The 22,992-nt window shown below is 57.5% G+C and carries 16 protein-coding genes; 7 read left to right on the top strand and 9 right to left on the bottom strand.

From position 1 onward, the window contains the following. Positions 1 to 41 precede the first annotated feature (41 nt). The 3 genes from KYK14_RS07415 to KYK14_RS07425 form a co-directional block, all read right to left on the bottom strand. On the bottom strand, positions 42 to 1,910 hold the full coding sequence (locus tag KYK14_RS07415) for a DUF4153 domain-containing protein (protein ID WP_219158167.1): 1,869 nt from the start codon (positions 1,908 to 1,910) through the stop codon (positions 42 to 44). A 258-nt stretch (positions 1,911 to 2,168) separates the two neighbouring features. Next, positions 2,169 to 3,833 (bottom strand): beta-N-acetylhexosaminidase, encoded by a 1,665-nt coding sequence (locus tag KYK14_RS07420; protein WP_219158169.1) that lies wholly within the window; start codon positions 3,831 to 3,833, stop codon positions 2,169 to 2,171. 72 nt (positions 3,834 to 3,905) lie between these two features. After that, on the bottom strand, positions 3,906 to 4,217 hold the full coding sequence (locus KYK14_RS07425; protein WP_219158171.1) for a DUF6686 family protein: 312 nt from the start codon (positions 4,215 to 4,217) through the stop codon (positions 3,906 to 3,908). Positions 4,218 to 4,404: 187 nt separating this feature from the next. On the opposite strand from KYK14_RS07425, the gene KYK14_RS07430 reads away from it, so the two are divergent. Both KYK14_RS07430 and KYK14_RS07435 read left to right on the top strand, forming a co-directional pair. Beyond that, positions 4,405 to 7,629 (top strand): AsmA-like C-terminal region-containing protein, encoded by a 3,225-nt coding sequence (locus tag KYK14_RS07430; RefSeq protein WP_219158173.1) that lies wholly within the window; start codon positions 4,405 to 4,407, stop codon positions 7,627 to 7,629. A gap of 162 nt (positions 7,630 to 7,791) precedes the next feature. Next, on the top strand, positions 7,792 to 8,328 hold the full coding sequence (locus tag KYK14_RS07435; protein ID WP_219158175.1) for a hypothetical protein: 537 nt from the start codon (positions 7,792 to 7,794) through the stop codon (positions 8,326 to 8,328). A 122-nt stretch (positions 8,329 to 8,450) separates the two neighbouring features. Here the strand turns inward: KYK14_RS07435 and KYK14_RS07440 are convergent, their stop codons facing one another. Further along, complete coding sequence (locus KYK14_RS07440; protein ID WP_185283197.1) at positions 8,451 to 9,149, bottom strand: DUF1361 domain-containing protein; 699 nt, start codon at positions 9,147 to 9,149, stop codon at positions 8,451 to 8,453. Positions 9,150 to 9,338: 189 nt separating this feature from the next. On the opposite strand from KYK14_RS07440, the gene KYK14_RS07445 reads away from it, so the two are divergent. The 5 genes from KYK14_RS07445 (at position 9,339) to KYK14_RS07465 (ending at position 15,093) form a co-directional block, all read left to right on the top strand. Continuing rightward, positions 9,339 to 11,072, top strand: a complete 1,734-nt coding sequence (locus KYK14_RS07445) for an ABC transporter substrate-binding protein (protein ID WP_219158177.1) — start codon at positions 9,339 to 9,341, stop codon at positions 11,070 to 11,072. Positions 11,073 to 11,312: 240 nt separating this feature from the next. Continuing rightward, positions 11,313 to 12,641, top strand: coding sequence for a glutamate-1-semialdehyde 2,1-aminomutase (gene hemL, locus KYK14_RS07450; protein WP_219158179.1), 1,329 nt, complete (start codon positions 11,313 to 11,315; stop codon positions 12,639 to 12,641). A gap of 226 nt (positions 12,642 to 12,867) precedes the next feature. After that, a complete protein-coding gene (locus KYK14_RS07455; protein ID WP_208306019.1) occupies positions 12,868 to 13,686 on the top strand; it encodes a hypothetical protein in 819 nt (272 codons plus the stop codon). Positions 13,687 to 13,808: 122 nt separating this feature from the next. Continuing rightward, positions 13,809 to 14,345, top strand: a complete 537-nt coding sequence (gene dcd, locus KYK14_RS07460) for a dCTP deaminase (RefSeq protein ID WP_185283193.1) — start codon at positions 13,809 to 13,811, stop codon at positions 14,343 to 14,345. 193 nt (positions 14,346 to 14,538) lie between these two features. Next, positions 14,539 to 15,093, top strand: coding sequence for a hypothetical protein (locus KYK14_RS07465; protein WP_219158181.1), 555 nt, complete (start codon positions 14,539 to 14,541; stop codon positions 15,091 to 15,093). A gap of 94 nt (positions 15,094 to 15,187) precedes the next feature. On the opposite strand, the gene gldC is transcribed toward KYK14_RS07465, so the two are convergent. From gldC to KYK14_RS07490, 5 genes are all read right to left on the bottom strand, one after another. Next, positions 15,188 to 15,526 (bottom strand): gliding motility protein GldC, encoded by a 339-nt coding sequence (gene gldC, locus KYK14_RS07470; RefSeq protein ID WP_185283191.1) that lies wholly within the window; start codon positions 15,524 to 15,526, stop codon positions 15,188 to 15,190. A 134-nt stretch (positions 15,527 to 15,660) separates the two neighbouring features. Next, a complete protein-coding gene (gene dnaN, locus KYK14_RS07475) occupies positions 15,661 to 16,785 on the bottom strand; it encodes a DNA polymerase III subunit beta (RefSeq protein ID WP_185283190.1) in 1,125 nt (374 codons plus the stop codon). 231 nt (positions 16,786 to 17,016) lie between these two features. Continuing rightward, positions 17,017 to 18,360 (bottom strand): type IX secretion system plug protein, encoded by a 1,344-nt coding sequence (locus KYK14_RS07480; RefSeq protein ID WP_219158183.1) that lies wholly within the window; start codon positions 18,358 to 18,360, stop codon positions 17,017 to 17,019. A 166-nt stretch (positions 18,361 to 18,526) separates the two neighbouring features. After that, positions 18,527 to 20,587 (bottom strand): hypothetical protein, encoded by a 2,061-nt coding sequence (locus KYK14_RS07485; RefSeq protein ID WP_219158185.1) that lies wholly within the window; start codon positions 20,585 to 20,587, stop codon positions 18,527 to 18,529. A 219-nt stretch (positions 20,588 to 20,806) separates the two neighbouring features. Continuing rightward, on the bottom strand, positions 20,807 to 22,717 hold the full coding sequence (locus KYK14_RS07490; RefSeq protein WP_219158187.1) for an ABC-F family ATP-binding cassette domain-containing protein: 1,911 nt from the start codon (positions 22,715 to 22,717) through the stop codon (positions 20,807 to 20,809). Positions 22,718 to 22,992: the final 275 nt, after the last annotated feature.

A 22,992-nucleotide genomic window follows, 5' to 3' on the forward strand; every position in this document is an offset into this window, starting at 1 on the left:
CTGGTAGGGTACCAGCGGCCTTTCTTTGCTTACTATGTCTTCTATTTCTCTCCTACCTCCAGCAACATCTGGCCGCTGTATTCATAGAAGATGGTGTCTTGCTTTTTGTTCCGAGTGAGGTCTTGTATGAATAATTGTAGCTGTATTTGGTCCTTGGCTGCCTGCAAGTGCAATGGACGGTCTATACCCTCGTTTCCAGAACCGTACACATGCGCTAATGAATCAGCTAGGGTGCCAGGTGAGAGTGTGAGCTGCGTTTGCCAGCGGTGGTCGGCTTGCCTTTGCTCCAGCAGCAATTGTCGGCCACGGGCGTGAGTGCGCAACCGGAACGCCCCTTTTTGCGTGGCAACTTCAGTCAACACACTGTCTTTTTGCAAAGCATAGCGATATGATTCCACGCGTCCAAGCCAGTAACGCCCTTGACCTAAGTCGTGATGCTCGGCGCTGTTATAGAATCTGGCAGTCTGTTGCTCGTTATCAGCAGTGGTATACTGGCTGGTACGCGGCACGCCACTCACCGCAAACGGCTGTTCCTGGTACCATTGACGTTGCTTCCACTCATCCTGCTGTTGTAATGAATCGGGCAAACTGAGGGAAGCTGCGAAAAACGGCTGTAGCTGCGTGGTAGCCTCACGGTCGGCGAAGAACTCGAAGATGGACGTAATGCGCTGCCGGACTTGCAACGACAGTTTTGGCACGCGCTGCCCCGCCCCGTCCAGCTTGCCATCCTTCAGCAAGCCATATTCTGAGCTGATTTCGCGCAGTTGGTTCAGTTGGCTGCGCCGGGCAACGGCAAATGCGCTCCACGGTCCGGCGGCCGACAACAACGCCACCACTGCCAGCGAGGCCGGAATCCAGATGATGCCCTGGCCGCGCCGCACCAGAAAGTATACGGCCATGCAAAACAGCCACGCCGCCAGCACCAGCACAAAGTACCGTTCCTCGGTGATGCCGTAGTCGCGGATGCGGGTACCGATGGCCACAGCCAGCAGCCCCAGCAACGGAAACAGCGCCCGGTAGAACCAGCGCGCAAACGTGCGAATCCAGGTGTTTTCGGCGGCGTGACGGATGGGGTGAATCAGCAACAAAGCAAAGATACCCGCCACCGAAAACGCCAGAATCAGGATGGATACCCAGCCTTTGGGCAGCGTCCAGAGTACCACAATACGGCCCAGGTAGGCGTACAGAATAACCAGGTAGAGGACTACTAGCGGCAGCAGCACAAACTGCGTGAACAGCTTCAGTCCTTTTGGGTAGGGGGCTGTCTGCTCCAGCTCAGCAAAGTTGTGCGGTATGCCGGCCAGGAAAAACCACGTATTAAACACCGTCGCCAGCGTCACGAACAAATAGCCATAGATGTGCTCATCCAGCTTGACATCGAACAGATTATCAATAGCGACCAGCGCCAGCGCACACCCCACGAAGAGCACCCCAGAGTAGACGCCGGCCAGCAGAATGCGCAGAAACAGCGTTTCGTTGTAGCGCCAGAAGCCGGGCGTATCGGCCATACGGCGCAGCTCGGGCAGGTAGGGGCCGGCGGCTACGGCCAGGTGCATTCCCAGCAGCAGCAGCGCCAGCCGCATGCCCCACTCCAGGTTGGGCTGGGCAGGCGCCAGGGCGTACCACAGCACCAGCAGTGCCACCACCACGGCCTCCGCCCCCCAGCGCCCCGCGGGCCGCCAGCGCCACCGCTCGGTGGCCAGGGCTACGGCCAACGTGCTCGAAAGGCCTAGACCCGCCGCAGAGAGGGTAGGGAAAAGCCAGTCCAGCTGTTGCTGTGCCTTGTTATCCAGATGAATGACATAGATGCCTACCCCACACAGCACAAATGCACAGAGCAAGGTAAGTGGAAAGCGGCGCACCACCCGCACCGCTTCGGCGGCCAGGTGCTGGAGGGAGGGTAGTTTCACGGGGTAGGGATAAAAATAGCGACAATGCAATATAAGCGGTTGCTACCGTGTAGCCGTCTGCTTTCCTACCTCCTCTCAATGAAAGCAGCCCTTTTGCACAGCCGACAAGTGGCTGTGCAAAAGGGGCTGCTTTCTAATGTTAAATCCGATTGTCATCCTGAGCGGAGCGCAGCGGAGTGAAGGACCTTATTACGCAAGAGCAACAAACGTAATAAAGGTCCTTCACTCCGCTGCGCTCCGCTCAAGATGACAACCGGTTTACTTCTTGGCCTCTACCGGCCACTGGTAGGTAAACTTATCGTTGATGGGCGCGCCGAAGTAGTTCACGTTCAGCAGGTCCAGGCGCTTCTTGTGCACGTCGAGGCGGCGGTTGAAATCGGCGTAATCCTTGTCCTTTTTGGAAGTCCAGCCTACTTCGGCCAGGGCAGTAGCGCGGGGAAATACCATATACTCCACGTACTCGGGCGTGAGCATATACTCGGTCCAGACGTTGCCTTGCACGCCGATGATGTGCTTGGCCTGGGCTGCCGTGAGGCTATCAGGGGTAGGCTCGTACGAATACGACTTTTCGGTGGTGAGAAAGCCGCCGATAGCGATGGGCTGGGTTTTGGGGTCGGCCTGGTAATGGTCGAGGTAGCAGAACTCGCCGGGCGTCATGATGGCGTCGTGGTTTTGGCGGGCGGCGGCTAGGCCGCCTTCGGTGCCGCGCCAGCTCATCACGGTAGCATTGGGCGAGAGGCCACCTTCCAAAATTTCATCCCAGCCAATCATGCGGCGGCCTTTGCTGGTGATGAACTTATCGATGCGGCGAATGAAGTAGCTCTGCAACTCGTGCTCGTCCTTGAGGCCTTCCTTACGCATCAGCTCCTGGCAAAAGCGGCTTTCCTTCCACTGCACCTTGGGGCACTCGTCGCCGCCGATGTGGATGTACTTGCTCGGGAATAGGTCCATCACCTCCGTCAGCACATCTTCTTCAAACTGAAACGTTTGCTCGCGCGGAAACAGCACGTCCTCAAACACGCCCCATTTGCCGGTCACGGGCACAATCTTGTCGGGGTTGCTGCCCAGGGCGGGGTAGCCCGCCAGCACCGACACGACGTGGCCGGGCATTTCAATCTCGGGCACCACCGTCACGAAGCGTTTCTGCGCGTAGGCAACCACGTCGCGGATTTCGTCCTGGGTGTAGAAGCCGCCGTAGGGCTTATCGTCGAACTTGTTGTCGGCGTAGCGGCCAATCATGGTGTGGTCGCGCTTGGAGCCGATTTGCGTGAGCAACGGATATTTCTTGATTTCGATGCGCCAGCCCTGGTCGTCGGTGAGGTGCCAGTGGAAGGTGTTCTGCTTGTGCAGGGCAATCAAGTCAATATACTTCTTCACGAAAGCTACCGGGAAAAAGTGGCGGCTCACATCGAGGTGCATGCCGCGGTAGGCAAAGCGCGGCTGGTCCTCGATGGTGCAGCACGGCACAGCCCACGTGACACCTGCCACCGGGGTAGGGCTGAACACTTCCACCGGCATCAACTGCAACAACGATTGCATGCCGTAGAACAGCCCCTGCGGCTCGCTGGCCGTGATGGTAATCTGCTTTGGCGTCACGCGCAGCTCGTAGCCCTCGGCGCCCAGCTTGTTCTTCTTATTGAGGTCGAAAAAGACACCCTGTTTGGCGGAGCGCTTGCCGGTGGCAATGCTAGGCCGACGACCGGTAGCGGTACCCAGCTGCTCGGCCAGCAACTCGGCCACTTGGTGCATCTGCGCATCGGTTTCAGACACGGTAATGGTGAGGTTGGCAGGCAGCGCGAAGGTGCCCGTCTGCTCGCGCAAGTGCGTGGGCTTGGGAATGATGGCGTAGCGCGCCGACGACTGGGCGCAGCTTAGCTGCACAGAGAACAGCGCCACAAGCAGTAGCAAAAGAGAAAATCGCATAGAGTAAGGTGCGGTTGTAAGAAAAGAGCGCCCTAGTATACAGCCTTTTGCCGACACTACCCATTTTGGCGCCTACCCCAGCAAGGCTTCTACCTCTAGCAGCAAGGCCGTATTTTCCAAGATTTCGTGCAGCTGCTCCAGCTCCTGCCAGCTGAGTACCAGGGCCATACGCTCGGTGGGGGTGCGCAGGGCAATGCAGCGGGCTTCCGGGTCACGGTAGGCGGAGTAGTTGCGCTCGTGTTCCTCCTCAATAAAGCGCCGAAACTCCTGGAACTCTGCCGTGGTAGCCACCAGTGCCAGGTTGCCAAAGCACAAGTGCAGGTACCGGGTGCGCGGGCACCGCAGACAGTAGCCAAATGCGTTATGATGAAAGAACTGCGCCATACGCAACGTGAAAAAGTACGCGAGCTAGATCGTGAGTGGGAAATCAAATCTATTTAGATTATTTCTAAATAAAAAACACAAACTTTTTTGTCCCCTTATTGCTGAGCTGACCACTCCTACTTTTTTTGCGTACAGTTGCACAGCGCTGGCTACCCTGATATTGCTGCTCTTTGCCTGCCCACTACCTATGAAATTTTCCACCTTCTGGCGGCTGTTGGCGGCTGGCTTTGTGCTACTCCTGTTGTTGTTGCTGGGTGGCGTGTGGCTGCTTGGGTCGACGTACGGACGGGAGCAGGCCAAAAGGCTGCTACGCCAGCGGGTGAGCGAAAACACAGATCTGGTGGTGTCGCGGTTTGAGGTGGATTTCTCGCCCCTGCGCGACTTTCCGCACTTCACCATCTCGGTGCGCAACTTTGGGCTGACCGATACGGCTCATCAGCAGCTGGTGCCCGTGCTGCGGGTAGGCCGCGCCGATGCCCGTTTGGAGCTGAGTCAAATCCTGCGCGGCAAGGTTCGCGTGACCCGCTTGCAGCTCACCGACGTATTTTTTCATCAGCAAGTCGATTCGCTGGGCCGCCAGTGGGGCCTACGCGGCAAACGGCGCCACGAGGCCGGCTCTGGTCCGCCCCTCAACTTCAAGCTGGACTCGCTGGTGCTTCGGCGTCTGCACCTCTCCACCCGCAACGACTACAAGCACAGCACCTTTGCGGCTGTGATACATCAGGCGCGCCTCTCGGCGGTGGTATACGATGGGCAGGCCCGCCTGCGCGGCACGCTGGCCGGGCAGCTGCAATACCTGCGCACGCGGGGCAACACGCTTTTTGCGCAGGAGCCAGTGCAGGCGCAAATCCGCTACCGCTATGATTTTCGGCAGCGCCAGGGCAAGCTCTGGCAGACCTACGCTACCCTCAACGGCGACACTGTGCGCGTGGGCGGCACCCACACCGCCGCCACCGACCGCGAAACCGGCTCGCGTCTCAACCTGCGCATGGTGGGCCAGCAGCCGCTGCTGGATGTGTTGCGCACTGCCCTACCCCCCAACCTGCACGCCTACTTGGCTGATGCGCGCAGCCCCAGCAAGGCGCATATCCGTTACACCATTCAGGGCTTGAGTGGCCCTACCACCCGGCCCCACAACGTGCTCACGTTTCGGTTGCGCAACGCCCGCGTAGTGTGGCCCGATTCAGGCCGGGCCATCCGGCGCTGGGACCTGCTGGGCCGCCTAGACAATGGCCCGGCCCACGCCCCGGCTACCACTACCCTCTCCCTACCCCGTTGCCGCATCTACTCCTCAGCCGGAAAGCTGGATGCCGAGCTAACGCTCCGCAATTTTGTGCGTCCCTACCTAGTGGGCCGGGTGCGTGGCCAGACTGAGCTGCGCAGCCTGGCCACTATTGTGGCTCCGGGCTTGTGGCAGGCCCAGCAAGGCACTGCTACCCTAGATTTGCGTTTGCGCGGGCCGCTGCCTACCGGGCCTAATCCCGCCCGTGCCCTACCCGCCATGCGTATGCACGGCACCATAGGGCTGCACAATGCTAATTTCGTTGTACCTGCCCGCCACGCCCACATCACCAACCTGAACGTGCAACTGAGCCTACAGGACAGCCTCTGGACGCTGCGCAACTTATCGGGGCAGTTGGCCGGGATGCGCTTCCGGGCCAATGCCCGCACAGTGCATTTGCTGGATTATCTCACCGACCAGTACCCAACTACTACTGTGTCGGGCCGGTTTGTGGTGGAGGAGTTGCACGTGCCGCGCCTGCGCTACCTGCTGGCTAGGCCGGCACAAAAACGCATTAAGGCGGCTGGCAAGGGCAACGCAGCCAAAGCTATGACCCGTTATGCTAACCTGTTCCCGACGGGCCTGCACCTGAATGTGCAGCTACGCTGCAACCAGCTAACCCTACCTTCCGATACCCTGCACGACCTGGCCGTGCAAGTGCGCCACGATGGGCGACGCGTACAACTCACCAACCTGACAGGACGTGTGTGGGGTGGGCAAGTCAGCGGACAGGCGAGCTGGCCCACCGATACTACCGGCAAAATCAGGCCCGTGGACGCGCAGCTGGCGTTGCGTTTCGGGACCATCAATTACCGCCAACTCCTCACGCGCCTGAGCCGTCCCGCAGGACAGAAACGCGCCGCCCGCCGCGCCGCCGGTGCTGACCCTGACCCTTCGCTGCGCGAGTTGTTGCTGGAGTCGAGCGGACAGCTCACGTGTGAAATAGACCGGGTAAATCTGCTTACAGGTGAAAATCTACGCAAGCTGCGGCTGCGCTTCGATAAGCAGGGGCCGAGCTTGCGTGTGCCCTACCTCACGTTTCGGACCAGCGACGGGGGCACGGGCCGGGCACAGGCCCGCGCCGACATTGAAGGGTTGCGCCTCACCTCAGCCCACGCCGACGTTGATTTCACCTACCGCACGCTCAACGTACAGCGGCTGCTACGGCTGCTGGCGGGCCTCAACCCACCCGACGACTTATTTGCCCCGCGCAGCCCGGCCAAGCGGGCGGCCCGACGCGCGGAGCCCGCCTGGGGCGTGTCGCCGCTATTCGATGGGACCATTACGGCCCAGGTGCGCGTACGCGCCGACCGGGTGCGTTACGCCGTGTTGCAGGGCACCCAGTTTCGGCTGCGCTCTACCCTGCAAGCCGGCTCGGCGCGGGTGGAAGAGTGCACGCTTCAGGCTTTTGGGGGTGATGTGGCACTGCGCGGCCGCCTGCGCACCGATGCTGAGATGGGCCACCATCCCCTGCATGTGCAAACCCGCCTGCGCAACGTGCAGCTCCCTGCCCTGGCCGAGGTAGCCGAAGTACTTAATCTAAATGTCCTGAGCAGCGCCAACGTGCGCGGTACCATGCAGTGCGAGGCCGACCTGCGCACCGACCTCGACGCCGAGTTCCTACCCCACCTCAGCCAAACCCTAGGCTACCTCAAAACTGACATCCAAAACCTGGAATTGCTGAACGTGGTGGTGTTGCAGGATGCGCTTAAGCTCATCAGCAAGGAGCGGGCCGGGCACCTGTACTTCGAACCTGTGAAAGCCGAGTTTTTCCTGGACCGGGGCCGTATCCTGATTCCGCACCTACCTCTGCACAGCAACCTTACCAGTATGTCGGTGAGTGGCACGTACTCGCTGAATGGCCCGGCCAACCTGTACGTAGGCTTGAACCCCTTTCAGGCGCTGTTTGGCAATAACCAGAAGCGAGTAGCACGCATTCAGGCAGGCAAGCGGGTGCGGGCGGTACGGCAGTTGCTTTATGTGAACCTGCGGCGCGAGCAGCCTGGCCCTTTCAAGGTGCGCCTGTTCAAGAAGAAAGAACAACGAGAGCAACAAGCTACTATTGAGCAGGAATACCGCACCCTCCTGCGCCAACAGCCGCTGGATACTACTATGCAATTGTTGCAGTAGAAATCTTTCGCCAGCCAGAAAAAACCGCTTCTTTATGTCCTATGCAACGTTTCGTATTGATTCTATCTCCGATAATTATTCACCTCTTTGTTATCTAATATTCCTATGGTCAAGTATTTTCGTTTCGCAGGCGTTGGGCTAGTATTACTGTTGCCTGTGTCTGTGTTGGCTCAAACTGCGCCAGCAACTAAGCCGTCCTACCTACGTTTGGGCGTAGGCACTGCATACGATATGAGCGGCTATTACCGCTGCACGCGTTTATCGTTGGAGTACGCCCCTACCCTATCCCGGCATTTTGGAGCAGCAGGCCGGGTAGTAGGCGTTTTCGGCAAGCCCGACAATAAGTTGGAGCGACAGTTACCCAATCAAGATTACAAAGCTGGCTTTGTGGAAGCAGAAGGAATTTACTACCCCTTCGGCACCGACAAGCGCGTATTATTTGGAATAGGTGCTGGTGGCTTTGCGGGCTACTACCAAAAAGATAGCTACTCTTATTTGCAGGCCACATCGGGTCAGGTAAATGCGTACGAACTGTATTCTTACCGAGGCCCATACGCGGGCGGCCTCCTTTCCCTCAATCTCGACGCTGCGGTTGGTGCAAGACAGCTGTATCGTGTAGGCGCGAAAGCCACCGTGCAAAACGGTATAAATGGCGGCAGAACGTCTACCTACAACCTCACGCTGGCCCGGCGTCTGTGACCTAGCTTGCCTTTCTAATAATAGGCTGTGGCGATACTTAAGTATCAAAAGCCTACTCCCCGCTGCTATTCGCACAAATGCAAACAGCAGCGGGGAGTAGGCTTTTGATGGTTCTGGATCTGTTAAAAATTGGCTGTTTCGTCGCTACGAAGCTGCCCTAACTGCCGCACCGTGAGGTAGCCCAGCAGCAAAAACACGCCGTAGAGCAGCGTGACGCCCCAAGTCCCCAAGTGAGCAAAAGGATGCAGGATGCGGCTCATGATATCATAGAATAGCATAAGTGGATTAGTAATAATATCCCAGCTATTGAAGCGCAGGTAGCGGCCCAGATACACGCCGAAGCTACTGAGCAGCAGCGCTACGGTAGCAAATCCCCAGCCCACGGCCGCACCCAGGCGGCGCTGCACCAGCATTTGCATATCCAGCAGGGAGGCGTAGGCCAGCATCAGGCCGTTCCAAGCGCAGGAGAGCAGCAGGGCCAGGTCGTACCAGTAGGGCACTCCGGCGCGGGGCGTGAGGTGGAACAGGTCGGTGAGGATGTAGGGTGCGTTGGGGAAAAACAGCAGCCACACCGCCCCTACCGGCAGCAACACCCGCGCCCGCAGGGGACGGTCGGTGAGGCCCAGCAACATGCTCAGGCCAAACGGTATAAAGGCCAAAAACAGGTTCCAGAGCAAAAACACGAAGGTCAGCTCCCGGGTATATACCACGCGGCAAGCAATCAGCATAAAGCTGAGGGCCAATGAGATGCCCAACAGTAGAATGAGCCCGAGGCGCCGACGCAGAAACGGCGCGGGTGCGTGTAGAGTAGTTGTGGCCATACGCTAAAGACGGCGCCGAGCCTATGGCGCCGCGGCCGGCTACCTGCCGGCTTGTTTTCTCCGAAGATACAACGCCCGGCTCGAAAACCCGGCGTAGCACCGGCCCGACTTCTGTAATACCTTTGCGCCCGCTTCCGCCGTACACTCCGGCAAGCTTTCTCCCTTTTCCCTGATTTCTGCTATTTCGCTATGCGGCCTTTTTCTTTTATTCGACTGCTTTGTGTGCTGGGTAGCGCCTTGGCACTTCCCAACGTAGCCCACGCGGCCTGGGGAGCGCCCTTGCAAACGCCTACCCCTGCCACCCCCGAGCAGAACACGCGCTACCAAAACGGCAAGCTTCTCCTAGACCAGGGCAGCTACTTGCTAGCCATGAAAGAGCTGGAGCCGCTCACGCCGCCCGCTGCCCGCTTCGAGCGTGCCCCCGAAGCCGCCTACCTCTACGCCGTGGCCGCCACTCGCCTGAAAAAGTGGCCCGAGGCCGAGCAAATGCTCAATCTGCTGCGCACCGAGTACCCTACCTCCGCGCTGGTGCCCGACGCCCTGTACCTGCAAGGACAGGTTTCGTTTGAGCAAGGTGAGCCCGACAATGCCTTGCGCACCTTGCAGCAGCTACCCACCGGCAAGTTGAAGGCCGAGCGTGAGGCCATGGAAATCAACTACCTGGCGCGCCTTAATGACCGCGCCCTGTTTCAGACGCTGTTGCAACGCTATCCGCAAAACGCTACCCTCGGCCGCGTCTACGCCGACAAGCTGCTGGGCGGCTGGTACACACCCGCCGATAAGGCGACACTCGCGCGGCTGGTGGAGCAGTTCAAACTGGACCCTACCCGCTACACGCCCCGGCAGGTAGGCGCTGCCAAAAAGAACAGCTACAACATTGCGGTGCTGCTACCCTTTGAGTTCACTGATGTTGCTCAGGCCCGCCGCACGCAGTTCGTCACGGACCTGTACGCCGGCATGCGCCTGGCCCAGGACTCGTTGCAGCGCGAGGGCCGTCCGGTGCAGGTATTCGCCTATGATACCGGCGCCGACACCTTGCAGCTCAAGCGGGTGCTGGCCCTACCCGAGTTGGCTTCGATGGATCTGATTATCGGGCCGGTGTATAAGTCGGGCAGCAAGATTCTGGCCCGCTACGCCCAGCAGAAGCAGATTATCACGGTCAATCCGTTGTCGCAGGATGGGGAGCTGGTGCAGAACAACGCCTGGCATTACCTCTACGAGCCCAGCTCTACCACCCAGGGTCAGCAGGCGGCCCGCTTTGCTCTCAACACCTTCACCAACCGCACCGCCGCTATTCTTTACGACAACACCAGCGACGACGCGGCCTTTGCCCAGGCCTACAAAGCGGCCTACGAGGCGCAGGGCGGCAAAGTGAAGCTCATGCGCCGCGCCATAGGCACCAGCACCGATTCGGTGTTTGCGCAAGGTTTCGTAGGCTTCGATCTGAAGTCGGTGGGGCACTTGGTGGTGGCCTCTACGGGCCGGCGGGCGGGACCGTACACCTTCAAACGCTTGCAGGCCCAGAAGGTAACCATGCCTATCATCACCTACGCCGCTTGGCTTGACAATCCTAGCGTTGGCCTCAACCAACTTGATGCCCGCGACGTGTACATGCTCTACCCCCACTACCTCGACCCCGGCGCCGTGGGCGTGCGCCGCTTCCAGCAACTCTACGCACAGCAGTACAACCTGCCGCCGTCGGTTTTTGCCAACATGGGTTTCGAAATGCTGTACTACTTTGCCCAGCGCCTGCACAATGCCGGCCCGGCTTTTCAGCAGCAATTGTCTGATTCCGGCCCGGTTTCGGGCGCGCTGTTCCAAGGCATCGGCTACCCCGGCGGCGCCCACGACAACCAGTACGTGCCCATTGTGAAGCTAGAGCGCATGAACGTGGAAGTGCAGAACCCAGTGGGTCAGCAGTAGTATTACTCTTTCTATCTATCATCCTGAGCTTGCGAAGGACCTTCTCACGGCTGAATGAGTCGTTGTTTCGATAGTCGTTCAGCCGTGAGAAGGTCCTTCGCAAGCTCAGGATGACAGATGATGATGGAGCGACACGAATGATAAATAGCAACCTTTTTCCCTTTCTACCCGCATCTTTCCGGCCTTTTGGCTGTTCTACTTCTTTTGCCACTACACGGGCTTCGGCCCTTTTCTGATTCTATGCTTTCTTCTGATTCAACGATTTCTCCTACCCTGACGCATACCCAAAGCGCGGCTCTGTTTGAGCAGGCCAAGCACCATATTCCTGGCGGGGTTAACTCGCCGGTGCGGGCGTTTCGGGCAGTGGGCGGCCATCCGGTGTTCATGCAGTCGGCGCAGGGCGCGTGGCTGACGGACGTAGACGGCAACCGGTACATGGACTTCATCAACTCCTGGGGGCCCATGATTCTGGGCCACGCGCCGGAGGTGGTGCTCACGGCCGTGCAGCAGGCCTTACCCCACTCGCTGTCGTTTGGGGCGCCTACCCGCCGCGAGGTGGAAATGGCCGAGCTGATTAAGGAGATGGTACCGAGCATCGAGAAAGTACGCCTGGTAAACTCCGGCACCGAGGCCACGATGTCGGCCATTCGGGTGGCGCGGGGCTACACCGGCCGCCCCAAGATTCTGAAGTTTGAGGGTTGCTACCACGGCCACGGCGACTCCTTCCTGATTGCGGCCGGCTCGGGTGCCCTCACCCTCGGCACCCCCGACTCACCCGGCGTCACCAGCGGCGTGGCCCAAGATACCCTTACCGTACCCTTCAACGATCTGGAGGCCGCCCGCCAGGCCATTGAAGCCAACCCCGAGCAGATTGCGGCTCTCATTCTAGAGCCGGTAGTCGGCAATATGGGCTTGGTGGCCCCTGCCGACGGCTACCTGCAAGGCCTGCGCGATTTGTGCACCCAGCACGGCATCGTGTTCATTTTTGATGAGGTGATGACTGGTTTCCGCCTTGCGCCGGGTGGTGCCCAACAGCGCTACTGCATTGTACCCGATATGACTACGCTAGGCAAGATCATTGGCGGCGGTATGCCTGTAGGCGCCTACGGTGGCCGCCAGGACATTATGGACCAGGTAGCGCCAGCTGGCAAGGTGTACCAGGCGGGCACTCTTTCCGGCAACCCTATTGCCACAGCCGCTGGCCTAGCGCAACTGCGCTACTTGCAAAACCACCCCGAGGTATACGAGCAGCTAGAGCGCACCACCACCCGCCTCGCCGACGGCACCCGCCAGATTGCCGCCGAGCTGGGCCTCAACTACACCGTGAACCAGGTAGGCTCTATGTTCAGCCTATTCTTCACCGACCAGCCCGTAACAGACCTCGAAACTGCCAAACAAGCTGACTTAGAAGCCTTCGGGCGCTACTTCCGCGCCATGCTCAACCGCGGCATCTACCTGGCCCCCTCACAGTTCGAGGCGCTGTTCGTGTCTACCTCTATCACCGATGAGCTAGTAGATCAGTACCTCACCGCCTGCCGCGAGTCCTTGCGCGAAGCGCACGGGATGTAGGGGTGGTGAAGTAGTACGTAGTGAATAAAAAGTACGTCTGTCATCCTGCGCTTGCGAAGGACCTTATGTCAGTGGAACGACAAGCGAAACAACGACTCGTTCTACGGTGATAAGGTCCTTCGCAAGCGCAGGATGGCAGACGTACTTTTTATTCAACACCGCTACTTCACAATTTCACCACTTCACCTCTCTCCATTGCCTACCTTTGCGGCAAATCTGCGCCGCTATGTTTCAAGTCCGTTGTTTGTTTTTAGTTGTATTGCTGACGTGGTTGGCGCCGGTGGTGGTATGGGCGCAAGTTGAAACACCTGCTGCGGCCAACAAGCGCCTGTTCGACCGCACTGTGGACGAGTTGAATTTCCGCACCATGGAAACCGTCTACGACAAAACGTTTACGCGTCGCAAGTTCCCGGTGTCGTTGCGCACGCAGCAGCAGCGCAGGCAGTTCGACGACTTCAACGGTAATGCGGACCTGAAAAAGCTGTTCCTGAACTACAACGACTTGTCGGAGCGCTTCAAAAACCGCTTTGGAAAAGGCCGCACCGATCTGGCCGAGTTTGAGCGCCAACTCAATGGCTTGCTGATCGACAAGAATTTCGAGTTCTTCATTAGTGTCATCCCGCGCGACGAACGCATTGCGCTTATTCGCGCCGAGCAGCGTATCATCAAGCAGGCCACCGCTCAGTTCAACGCCTCGCAGGACCCCACGCCCGATGAACTGGCCACTGATGCCGCTACCGTGCCACCGGCTGATGCTACTACCCTACCCTCCGGCGATGCCTCGGAGCTAGAGGACGTAGCGCCCCAGCCCGAGGTAGTAGTACCGAGCTCCGGCGGCCCCATCATCCGCTCGGCCGACGTTCCCAGCACCCACGACTGGTTTGACTATCTCACGCTAGCATTGGCCTTGGGCAGCTCCTTAGGCCTGCTCTATGTGCTCACCAGCGTGCTGCCCGAGATGCGCGCCCGCCTCAACGAGCTAGATCCTACCCACGCCACCCGCTCCTCCGACTCACTTCCCTCCGACCGATACGAGGACGAATAGCTTTAATTAATAATTGAAAATCAGAAAGTAAAGGATGAGACATATATGCTGTTACAACAGCCATTTGACTGTCTTTACGCTCTCCATTCTTAATTATTAATTCTTAATTTTTAATTGAAAACATGATTCTTACCGATCAGCAGATTCTCGCCGAGATAGAGCGGGGCAATATTGTCATTGAACCGTTTGAGCGCAACTGCCTCGGCACCAACTCCTACGATGTGCATTTGGGCCGCTATTTGGCCACGTACAAAGACAGTGTACTAGATGCTCGTAAACACAACGAAATCAGCACGTTTGAGATTCCGGAAGAAGGCTTCGTGCTGGAGCCCGGCGTGCTGTACCTGGGCGTGACGGAGGAGTACACCGAGAGCCACGCGCACGTGCCCTTCCTGGAAGGCAAGAGTAGCGTTGGCCGCCTTGGCATTGATATTCACGCCACGGCCGGCAAGGGCGACATCGGTTTCTGCAATACCTGGACGCTGGAAATCAGCGTGTCGATGCCCGTACGCGTGTACTACGGCATGCCAGTGGGCCAGCTAATTTACTTTGCCGTGCAAGGCGACGTGCAGACGTTTTACAACCGCAAAGCCAACGCCAAGTACAACGACCGCACCGATAAGCCCGTGGAGTCGATGATGTGGAAAAACAGCTTTTAGAGGACATCACTACCCAATAATTGCCTGTCTACTGGATGAAGCGCAGGCTTGAGCGCTACCCATTGCAACCCAGTTGTTTGCTACTTCAGCTAAACTACTTCGCGCCCGTATGCGTTAGAAAGAACACGCTGGCGGGTAGCGCTTTGGCTATACTGGCTGGTATTTGATGTTGAACTGCTCCTACTGTATACTCATGAAAAAGCAAATTGCTACCGTTGCGCTGGTCTTCGTAGCCGCTCTTGGCGCGCAGGCGCAGCAGGTTTCTACGGTTATTCCCCGCGATAAAACTCAGAGTACGCCTCGCCTGAACGCCCAGGAAATCAAAGCTGACCGCCTCTCGGCCCAAATGGCCCGCGACCTACGCTTGAATGGTTACCAGTCGGGTCGGGTACAGGCTATTAATGCTGCTCAGGCCAAGAAAATGGCCACTATTGCGCAGCAAAACGCGGGTAACCAGAAGGCTATTGATCAGCAGTGCGACGAGGTGTGCCGGCAACGCGACGCCGCTTTGCGGGGCGTGCTGAGTAACGATCAGTACACCGACTACTATGGCCAGCGCGCTGCGTACAACAAAGTCGCGAAGGATTTTGCCATGCAAAACGCCGATGCTCAGTTTGTGAAATCAGTGCGCGACCCGGCACCAGTTAGCTCCAATGGCGCCACTATTGGTCCTGCTAAAAGCACTACGGATCCGCGCCCGGCCGCTACCCGCGCCCGCGGCGCTTCCAAGGCCGATGGCAGCCGTTAACAATCGATACTCCATCATACAAAAGGCCCCGCCAACTACATGGCGGGGCCTTTTGTATGGTAGGTATGATAAGATAGAGCAATGGGCGCAACACTTACTTGGCTTTGCGCTCTTCTTCTTCGATATGGTCCATCAGCTCACGACACACTTCGCGGATGCGCCGGGCCATTTTATCATCGCTGGTAGCGGTTTGCAGGCTCTCAGCCATGGCACCCATCGTATCCACGTAGAAACGCTTCATGTCGTCTACGGGCATGTCTTTGGTCCACAGGTCAATCTTCATGGTGCCGCGCTCGTCCCGGTCCCACAGGGCAATATTGATAGCCTTGGCAAAGTGAATGTTTGGCCCCGCATCGGTGGCCTGCCAGCTAATGGCCTCGGGCACCTTTTGGTCGTCGAGGGCAATGCTAAAGTGAATTTCGGACTTCTTCATAGTGAATGAGTAAATGATTGAATGGCCAAATAGTTTTCTATTCGGTCGTTCAAAAGAAAAAGCAGAATGGTTTAATACGAAAAATGGTCAGCCGTGCGTACGACCAACCATTTAACAATCAAACTATTCAGCCCTTATACATAGTTGTTCAGCATCACGGGCATCACCAGCATTAGGATGTTTTCGTTGTCATCTGGTGTGGTGGGCATCAGCAGGCCAGCGCGGTTGGGCGTGCTCAACTCCAGCGTAATCTCCTCAGAGTCAATATTCGACAGCATCTCTTGCAGGAAGCGGGCATTGAAACCGATTTCCATGTCTTCGCCGTCGTACTGGCAGGCCAGCACTTCTTTGGCTTCGTTGGAGAAGTCCAAGTCTTCGGCCGAAACCGTTAGCTCAGAGCCGGCCAGGCGCAGGCGCACCTGGTGGGTGGTTTTGTTGGAATAGATGCTGATGCGCTTTACCGTGTTCAGAATCTCCTGCCGGCCGATGATGAGGCGGTTGGGGTTGCTCACCGGAATTACGTTCTCGTAATCGGGGTAGCGCTCATCAATCAGGCGGCACACTAGGCGCATCTGGTTGAAGCTGAAGAAGGCGTTAGAAGTATTGAACTCCACCGTTACGGGCGTAGCCTCCGAGGGTAGGGCGCCTTTCAACAGATTGAAGGCCTTGCGCGGAATGATGATGTTGGCAGTCTGGCCCGCACCCACATCGGAGCGACGGTAGCGCAGCAGGCGGTGGCCGTCAGTAGCCACAAAGGTCACCTGGTTGTCGGCCAGCTGCACCAGGATGCCCGTCATGGCCGGGCGCAGCTCGTCGGTGCTTACCGCGAAGATGGTCTTGTTAATAGCCCGTGCCAGCGACGACGACGGAATTTCTACCGGCGCCGAGCCTTTCACCACCGGCACGCGGGGAAAGTCGGTGGCATTCTCACCGGCCAGCTTGTAGCGGCCGTTTGAGCTAGCAATTTCGATGGTATAGGTTTCCTCATCCAGCGTGAACGTCACGGGCTGGTCGGGCAGGTTTTTGAGCGTATCGAGTAGGATGCGAGCCGGGGCGGCAATGCGGCCGCTTTCGCGGGCCTCCACGGGCAGCTCCGTTATCATCGACGTTTCCAGGTCAGAGGCCGTAATCGTCAGCTTGCCGTCCTCAATTTCGAAGAGAAAGTTCTCCAAAATAGGCACCACGGGGTTGTTCGTGACTACGCCATTGATGCTCTGGAGCTGCTTGAGCAAGGCGGAAGACGAGACGATAAATTTCATATCGGCGGGGTGTTTGGGCTTTAGTAAGTAGAGAGCAAAGATAGGAAACCGCTACCGGAGTTTTCTACTTGCCGGAACGTCATTTCATGTTGAACGTCATTGTGTGCAGCACCTTCTTTTAAATCGAACGTCATTCCGAGCTTGCCGAGGAATCTCGCGTGTTGATGTGAGATAGTATCCACCATCAACACGCGAGATTCCTCGGCAAGCTCGGAATGACGTTCTTCTACCCTACCGCTTGTTCACATCCACCGACTGATAGCCAATGAGCAGATCGGCGCGGGTGCCAGGTGGGCGGTAGTACACCAAGAGGTCGTACTGGTTTTCGGTTTCTTGGTGCGAGCCTTCCCACATCACGCTATTGGGTCCTTGGGGAGTTTGAGTGGCGTAGATGTAGTTATAGTAACCCTGCTTCAGCAGCACGGTTTTGGTGTAAAGCTGCGCTGCGGCATCGTACGTCAGCCGGAACTCGTCGCGCAGTTGCCAGTCGGTGAGTTGGCCCAGCACGTACACCGGGCCGGGCGCGGCCTGCTCAGCGTGCAGTTGAAAGGTGACGTTGGCGTAGTCGGCATTGGTGTCGCCGTTGCCGTACTCGCGGCTCTCAAACAGGCGCTGCCCGTTGATGTCGGGGTACCGGGTGTAAGCCTCCCCGGCGCGGCTGGCATCAGGGTTGAGCAACACGGCTTTCGGCACCGATTGCTGGTCCAGCTTCAGCATCCCTACCCCCATCACCTGCAAGGAGCGCATATCAAACGGCCGAAACTCGCTAAGCCCTGGAAACGTGTTTTCGAAGTTAAAGTACTGATACTCCAACCGCTGCTCCGCGTCCCGCACGAAGGTAGGGCGCAGGTTGTACTTGGCATTGTCCCACCGAAAGTTCTGGCGCAGAATCACTTTCAGCTCCTGCGAGGGGTTGATGATGGGGTAGCCCGCGTAGCTGATGCCGAAGTTGAGCTGTTGCAGGGTATAGCGTTCAGCACCCGCCGCAATAGGGCCCGGCTGCAAAAACAGCTGCACGTTGGTATCATACACTAGCAGGCGGCGCGAGAGCAGGGGCGTGTTGCCAGGACCCTGCACCACCAGCAGGTAGTTGCCGCTGAGCTTCACGCGCGGCACTTGCAGCTTGTAGTGAAAGTAGGGCACCTTCGTGCCTACCGACGTGCGGTAATCGGTAATAAGCTGGTCGTTGATCTGGTCCAGAAACTGAATATCCGTCAGAAGCGACGGCTTCCAGTCCACGTCGCAGTGGATGAGCTTGGCCGTGAGGCGTTGGCTCTGGCTGCCCAGCACATCAAACTCCAGCAAGATGGGCAGGCCCTGCGACAGCGGCACCACGGGCGGCTGGAAGATGTCGGTGTTGCCGCTGGTGCCCACGTAGCACTGCACCGAGCGCACGTTGGGGTCGTAGATGTAATCCTGATAGCGCAGGGTTTTGTCGGCGTAGTACTCCGGCGTGGTTTGCTGGCCGGGGGTAGGCGCGGCCTGGCGCGTGGTATCGGTGCTGGTAATAGGCGTGCCCAGCGGTACGCAGCCGGCAGTCAGGAGTAGGGAAAGCAGAATCGGAGAAAGGCGCATAGTGCGAATGTACGGCTGGGTGGGCATTTTGCTGTTGCAAAGGCTGCCGCATCAAAAGGGAATCACTTCTCCCTCAAAAAGCGAAGCCTGATAGGGAGGTGCTCAGAAAACGAAAAACACAGCACGCCAGGTAGCACCACGCAGCTACGTTCATCAATTTCAGAGGTTATTTCAACCGGACCTCCACCAGCATATCGTTCCTTAACGCTCGCTGTAGTACAACCTTACCCTGTTGGACGACCTTTACCTGGAGCTTACCTCTTACTCTGCGAAGGTCAACATCAAAGGTCGTATTGAACGCTTTCACTTGGCTGATAGTCAGATGGTCCCACGTAGTTGGCAGGTTTGGGCGTAGGGTGAAGGAATTGAACCCCGTTGGTTCGAGGCCGAGTATGCCTTCGGTAAAGATTCGGCAGTATAAGGCGCTTTCGGCGGATAGGTGGGCCATGCCGTTTTCCGGCCAGGCTTCCACAGCATAGGGTACCCGAAAACCAGTTAGCCGCGTGGTGGAGTAGGACATTAAGCGCTCCAAAGCCCGATCTGCCGCGCCCGCCTTGAACGCTCCCCGAAACGCATACAGGCTTCCTCGGTCCCAAAACACTTGCGGGGAATTCGTCCCTGGTTTCCGTTCGGTCAGGACGCCGTTGGCCGACCACAATTTACCGAACAACGCATCCAGCGTGCCGGCTTTACGTTGGGTTAGGCCCACCACCAAGGGTAGGCAGATCCAGCTCCTTAACGTCGTATTTTCTTTGTAGTATTTATACGTGTGCAGGCCTTCTATCTCCGCCCCAAAATGCTTCTCAATAGCCGTTGCTACTTGCTGCGCCCGTTGTTGATAGGTTGAGCTCAGGGCGGCAGGCTTCTGCATGGCTCTCACTAACCGAGCCGCTTGAATCAACGCCCCGTAGTATAAGGACGAGGTGGAAAGATTGGCTGAGCCAGAAGGAAAACGACCTTCCAACTCGTCGCTTTCCGACGCTACAATGCCCTCCGACGTGGTTCGTTTATGGCAGTAGTCCAAGCACCACGTAATCAAGGGCCATAGCTCCTCAGCTTTTTTCTTATCGCCTGAGGCGAGCAGAAAGTGCGTGGCGCCAAACGCAATCATCGCCGCGTCGCCGCGGTCACGCTCTCCGAAGGGAAAGGTGACATCCATTTCAAACGAAGCCCAGATTTTGCCTCCGTCTTTGGGCAGGTTGCGCTGAAAGATGCGGTAGGCGTTCATGGCGGCCTGTACGCCGGTTTGATACCCCAAATAGGGAAAGAAGGGGCCACTGTACTCGGCCTGGTCATTGGCCCAGATCCCGACGTAATAGTTGCCGCCGCCCGGCGAATGGACCAGCCCGTAGCGGGAGCGAAAAATGCTTTCTGCGGCCCGGATTTTGGAGAAATAGAACAAGGTGTTGATGACCTTGTCGGGCGAGTGCAGATGCAGATTGGTGGCGATGCTATCCAGGAACGTATCGCGGCTTCGCTCGATTGCAGCTACGGAGACGGGTGGCTCTGCTTCGTCGTTTAGCGTTGCGAGGAAGTAAATACCAAAGTCATACTGCTTTCCGGGTTGTAAGGTGACGCTGCGCTTGGCATCGGTGAAAACCCTGCGGTGGTACGTGCCGTGCCAGCCTGCCTCTTCTTGTTTGAGTTCAGTGGCTCCAATCCCTACCGTACGGGGCGTCTTGCCAGTGTTGAGCAAGGTCCACTTCTCCACCAAGCAGCGGTCTTGCATCGAAGGAAAGAACGAACGAACCACGGTAAGGCCGTCTCGTTCCTTGAAATAAAAGCTGATTTTGCCGTTGATCCTGACGGAGTCTAACACCCCGGTTTCGTACTTTTTGTCCGCCAGCGTGAGGACGGGCAAGAGGTCATCGGAGTAGGTATCGCGTAGGTAGGCGCGGTATAGCGACTCGTTCGATTTGGTGTATTTGCGCAGTTGCGGAAAGAGAATGTCGCGGGTAATGTGCAGCTGCTTTTCCTTCGTGACCTCGTAGCGGATGATTCCGGAAACCTGCGTACCCGATAGTTCAATATTGTCGTTGTGGGGAAGCCTCGTTTCACGGGTCAGGTCCCAGGTGATACCATTGTCTGCATTCGGGCGCCAGAATAGCTCCTTTTGGTGCTGAAAGTCTTGTGCCTGACTTTGGGTGACACTACCAACAGTTAAAATAAACAGGATGGCTCTATAGGCTTTCGTACTCATCAGATACGTTGTAGTAGGAAATGTCATAAGGTGTTTGATTCTATATACTGCCTCAAGATACTGAGAGAACTTGTGCCGCTTAAAGCAGCACCTTAGCGAGTGCAGAATAGTATCCGACCGGTAACAGTGGCGGTGTAGGCGATTCGGCGGGTTTGCATACCCGTGTCAAGTCAACACTACTAAAAATTAAAAAGCCCCGCCAGAAGCATAACGCTTCCGGCGGGGCTTTTTAATAGCAGCAGATAATTACATTTCCGCCAGCATTTCCCAACGGTCATTCAACTGAGCCAACTCCTTTTTCACCTGCTCAAATTTGAGGGTAGCGTCTTTTAGCTGGGCGGCGTTCTGGTAAATCTGCGGGTCGGCGAGTTGGGCTTCGTATTGCGCCAGCTCCTTTTCCCGCTCGTCAATTTTCTTCTCTACCTCGGCCAGCTCGCGCAGGGCTTTTTTCTGGTCGGGTGAAGGCGTTTTGGCGGGGGCGGCGTCGGCCTTCTTCTCCTCCTTGGGTAGGGGCTTGGGGGCCGAGGGCGAGGGTAGGCCGGCCTTTTTGGCCTCCTTCTCGCGGTCTTCCTGCCACTGCTCGTACTCGGCATAGGTGCCGGGGTACTCCTTCAGTTGGAAATCCTCTATGTACCAGATCTTGGTGGCCACGTTCTCCACGAAGAAACGGTCGTGGCTGATGACGATGAACGTACCCTCGAATTGGTCCAGGGCCTGAATCAGGATGTTCACCGACTGCATATCCAAGTGGTTGGTCGGTTCGTCGAGCAGCAGGAAGTTGGCTTCCGAAATCAGCGTTTTGGCCAGGGCCACGCGGCTTTTCTCGCCCCCACTCAACACCTTGATTTTCTTGAACACCTGGTCGCCAGTGAACAGGAAGGAGCCCAGCACCGTGCGCAGCTCCATTTCGTTGCGCTTGGAGCCGGCCTCAATCATCTCCTGCAAAATCTCGTTTTCGATGCGCAAGCTTTCCAACTGGTGCTGGGCATAGAAGGCCATAATCACGTTGTGACCGAGCTGGTGGTTGCCAGCGGTAGGCGCCTCTGTGCCGGCCACCAGGCGCATCAGGGTAGACTTACCCTTACCGTTGGCGCCAATCAGCGCGATTTTGTCGCCGCGCTCGATGTGCACGTTGGTGTCGCGGAAGATGGTTTTCTCGTCATACTTCTTGGTCACGTGCTCCATGCGCAGGATGTGGCGGCCGGGCTGCACCGAGAAGCGGAATGAGAAGTTGACCTTGGCCGCCTCGGGTGCTACGTCCTCAATGCGGTCCATCTTGTCCAAAGCCTTTTGGCGGCTTTGGGCCTGCTTGGCCTTGCTGGCTTTGGCTTTGAAACGCTCAATGAAGCGCTCTGCCTGCCGGATGGCAGCCTGCTGGTTTTCGAAAGCACCCTTCTGAATCTCGTTGCGCTCCTCCTTCTCTACCATGTAGTAGGAGTAGTTGCCGGCGTAGGGCACCAGCTTGCCGCCCGTTACCTCTACCGTGGTATTGGTGGTGCGGTCCAGAAACTCACGGTCGTGCGATACGATGATGACAGCGCCTTCGTAGCCGGCCAGGTAGTTCTCAATCCACTTGATAGAGGGTAGGTCCAAGTGGTTGGTGGGTTCGTCGAGCAGCAGCAGGGAGGGTTGTTGCAATAGGATTTTTGCCAGCATCACGCGCATGCGCCAGCCACCCGAGAACAGCTTCAGGGGCTTTTGCAGCTCCTCCGTTGTGAAGCCCAGACCTTCCAGAATTTCCTCGGTGCGGGCCTGCATGGTGTAGCCGCCCAGCGCCTCGAAGCGCTCCTGCAAATCGGCTAGCTTATCTACCAGGTCGTCGGTGTAGTTGGTTTCAAATTCCAGCAGCGTCTCGTCGATCTGCTTCTGCAAAGCCAGCGCCTCGCCAAAGGCCTGCATGGCCACAATAAGGATAGGCTCGTGCGAGTCGTAGCTCAGCAAATCCTGGTTCAGGAAGCCCAGGGTCACTTCCTTGCCCATGCTGATGCTACCACCGTCGGGCTTGTACTCGCCCACCAGGATGCGCAACAGCGTCGATTTGCCCTGCCCATTCAGCCCAATCAGGCCGATTTTGTCTTTGGGCTTAATGTGGAGGTTGGCCCCGTCGTAGAGCGTGCGCGAGCCGAAGTGAAAGTCTAAGTCGTTGATGGAAATCATTTCCTACTTTGCTGTAAGGGGGCAAAGGTAAGGAACTCTGCGCGCTAGTGTAAGCACTACCCTGTCAATCCATCAGCTAATGCTAACTGAAACCTTTCTTTCCCGGCTCGAATATTCCCTGTCTGCGGCACTCCACAACTCGCGAGATACAAGTCTCCAACGTTACTGGTGCGATGGTATTCTAGAGGCAGAGCGAGAAGCTGACAATTCGCAGGAACAGGTAGTCAAAAGTCGAAAACTTACTCTGCGGGCGTGGATAGATGAGGGTAAACGTA

This window comes from Hymenobacter profundi (genome assembly GCF_019334315.1).
Lineage (GTDB): Bacteria > Bacteroidota > Bacteroidia > Cytophagales > Hymenobacteraceae > Hymenobacter > Hymenobacter profundi.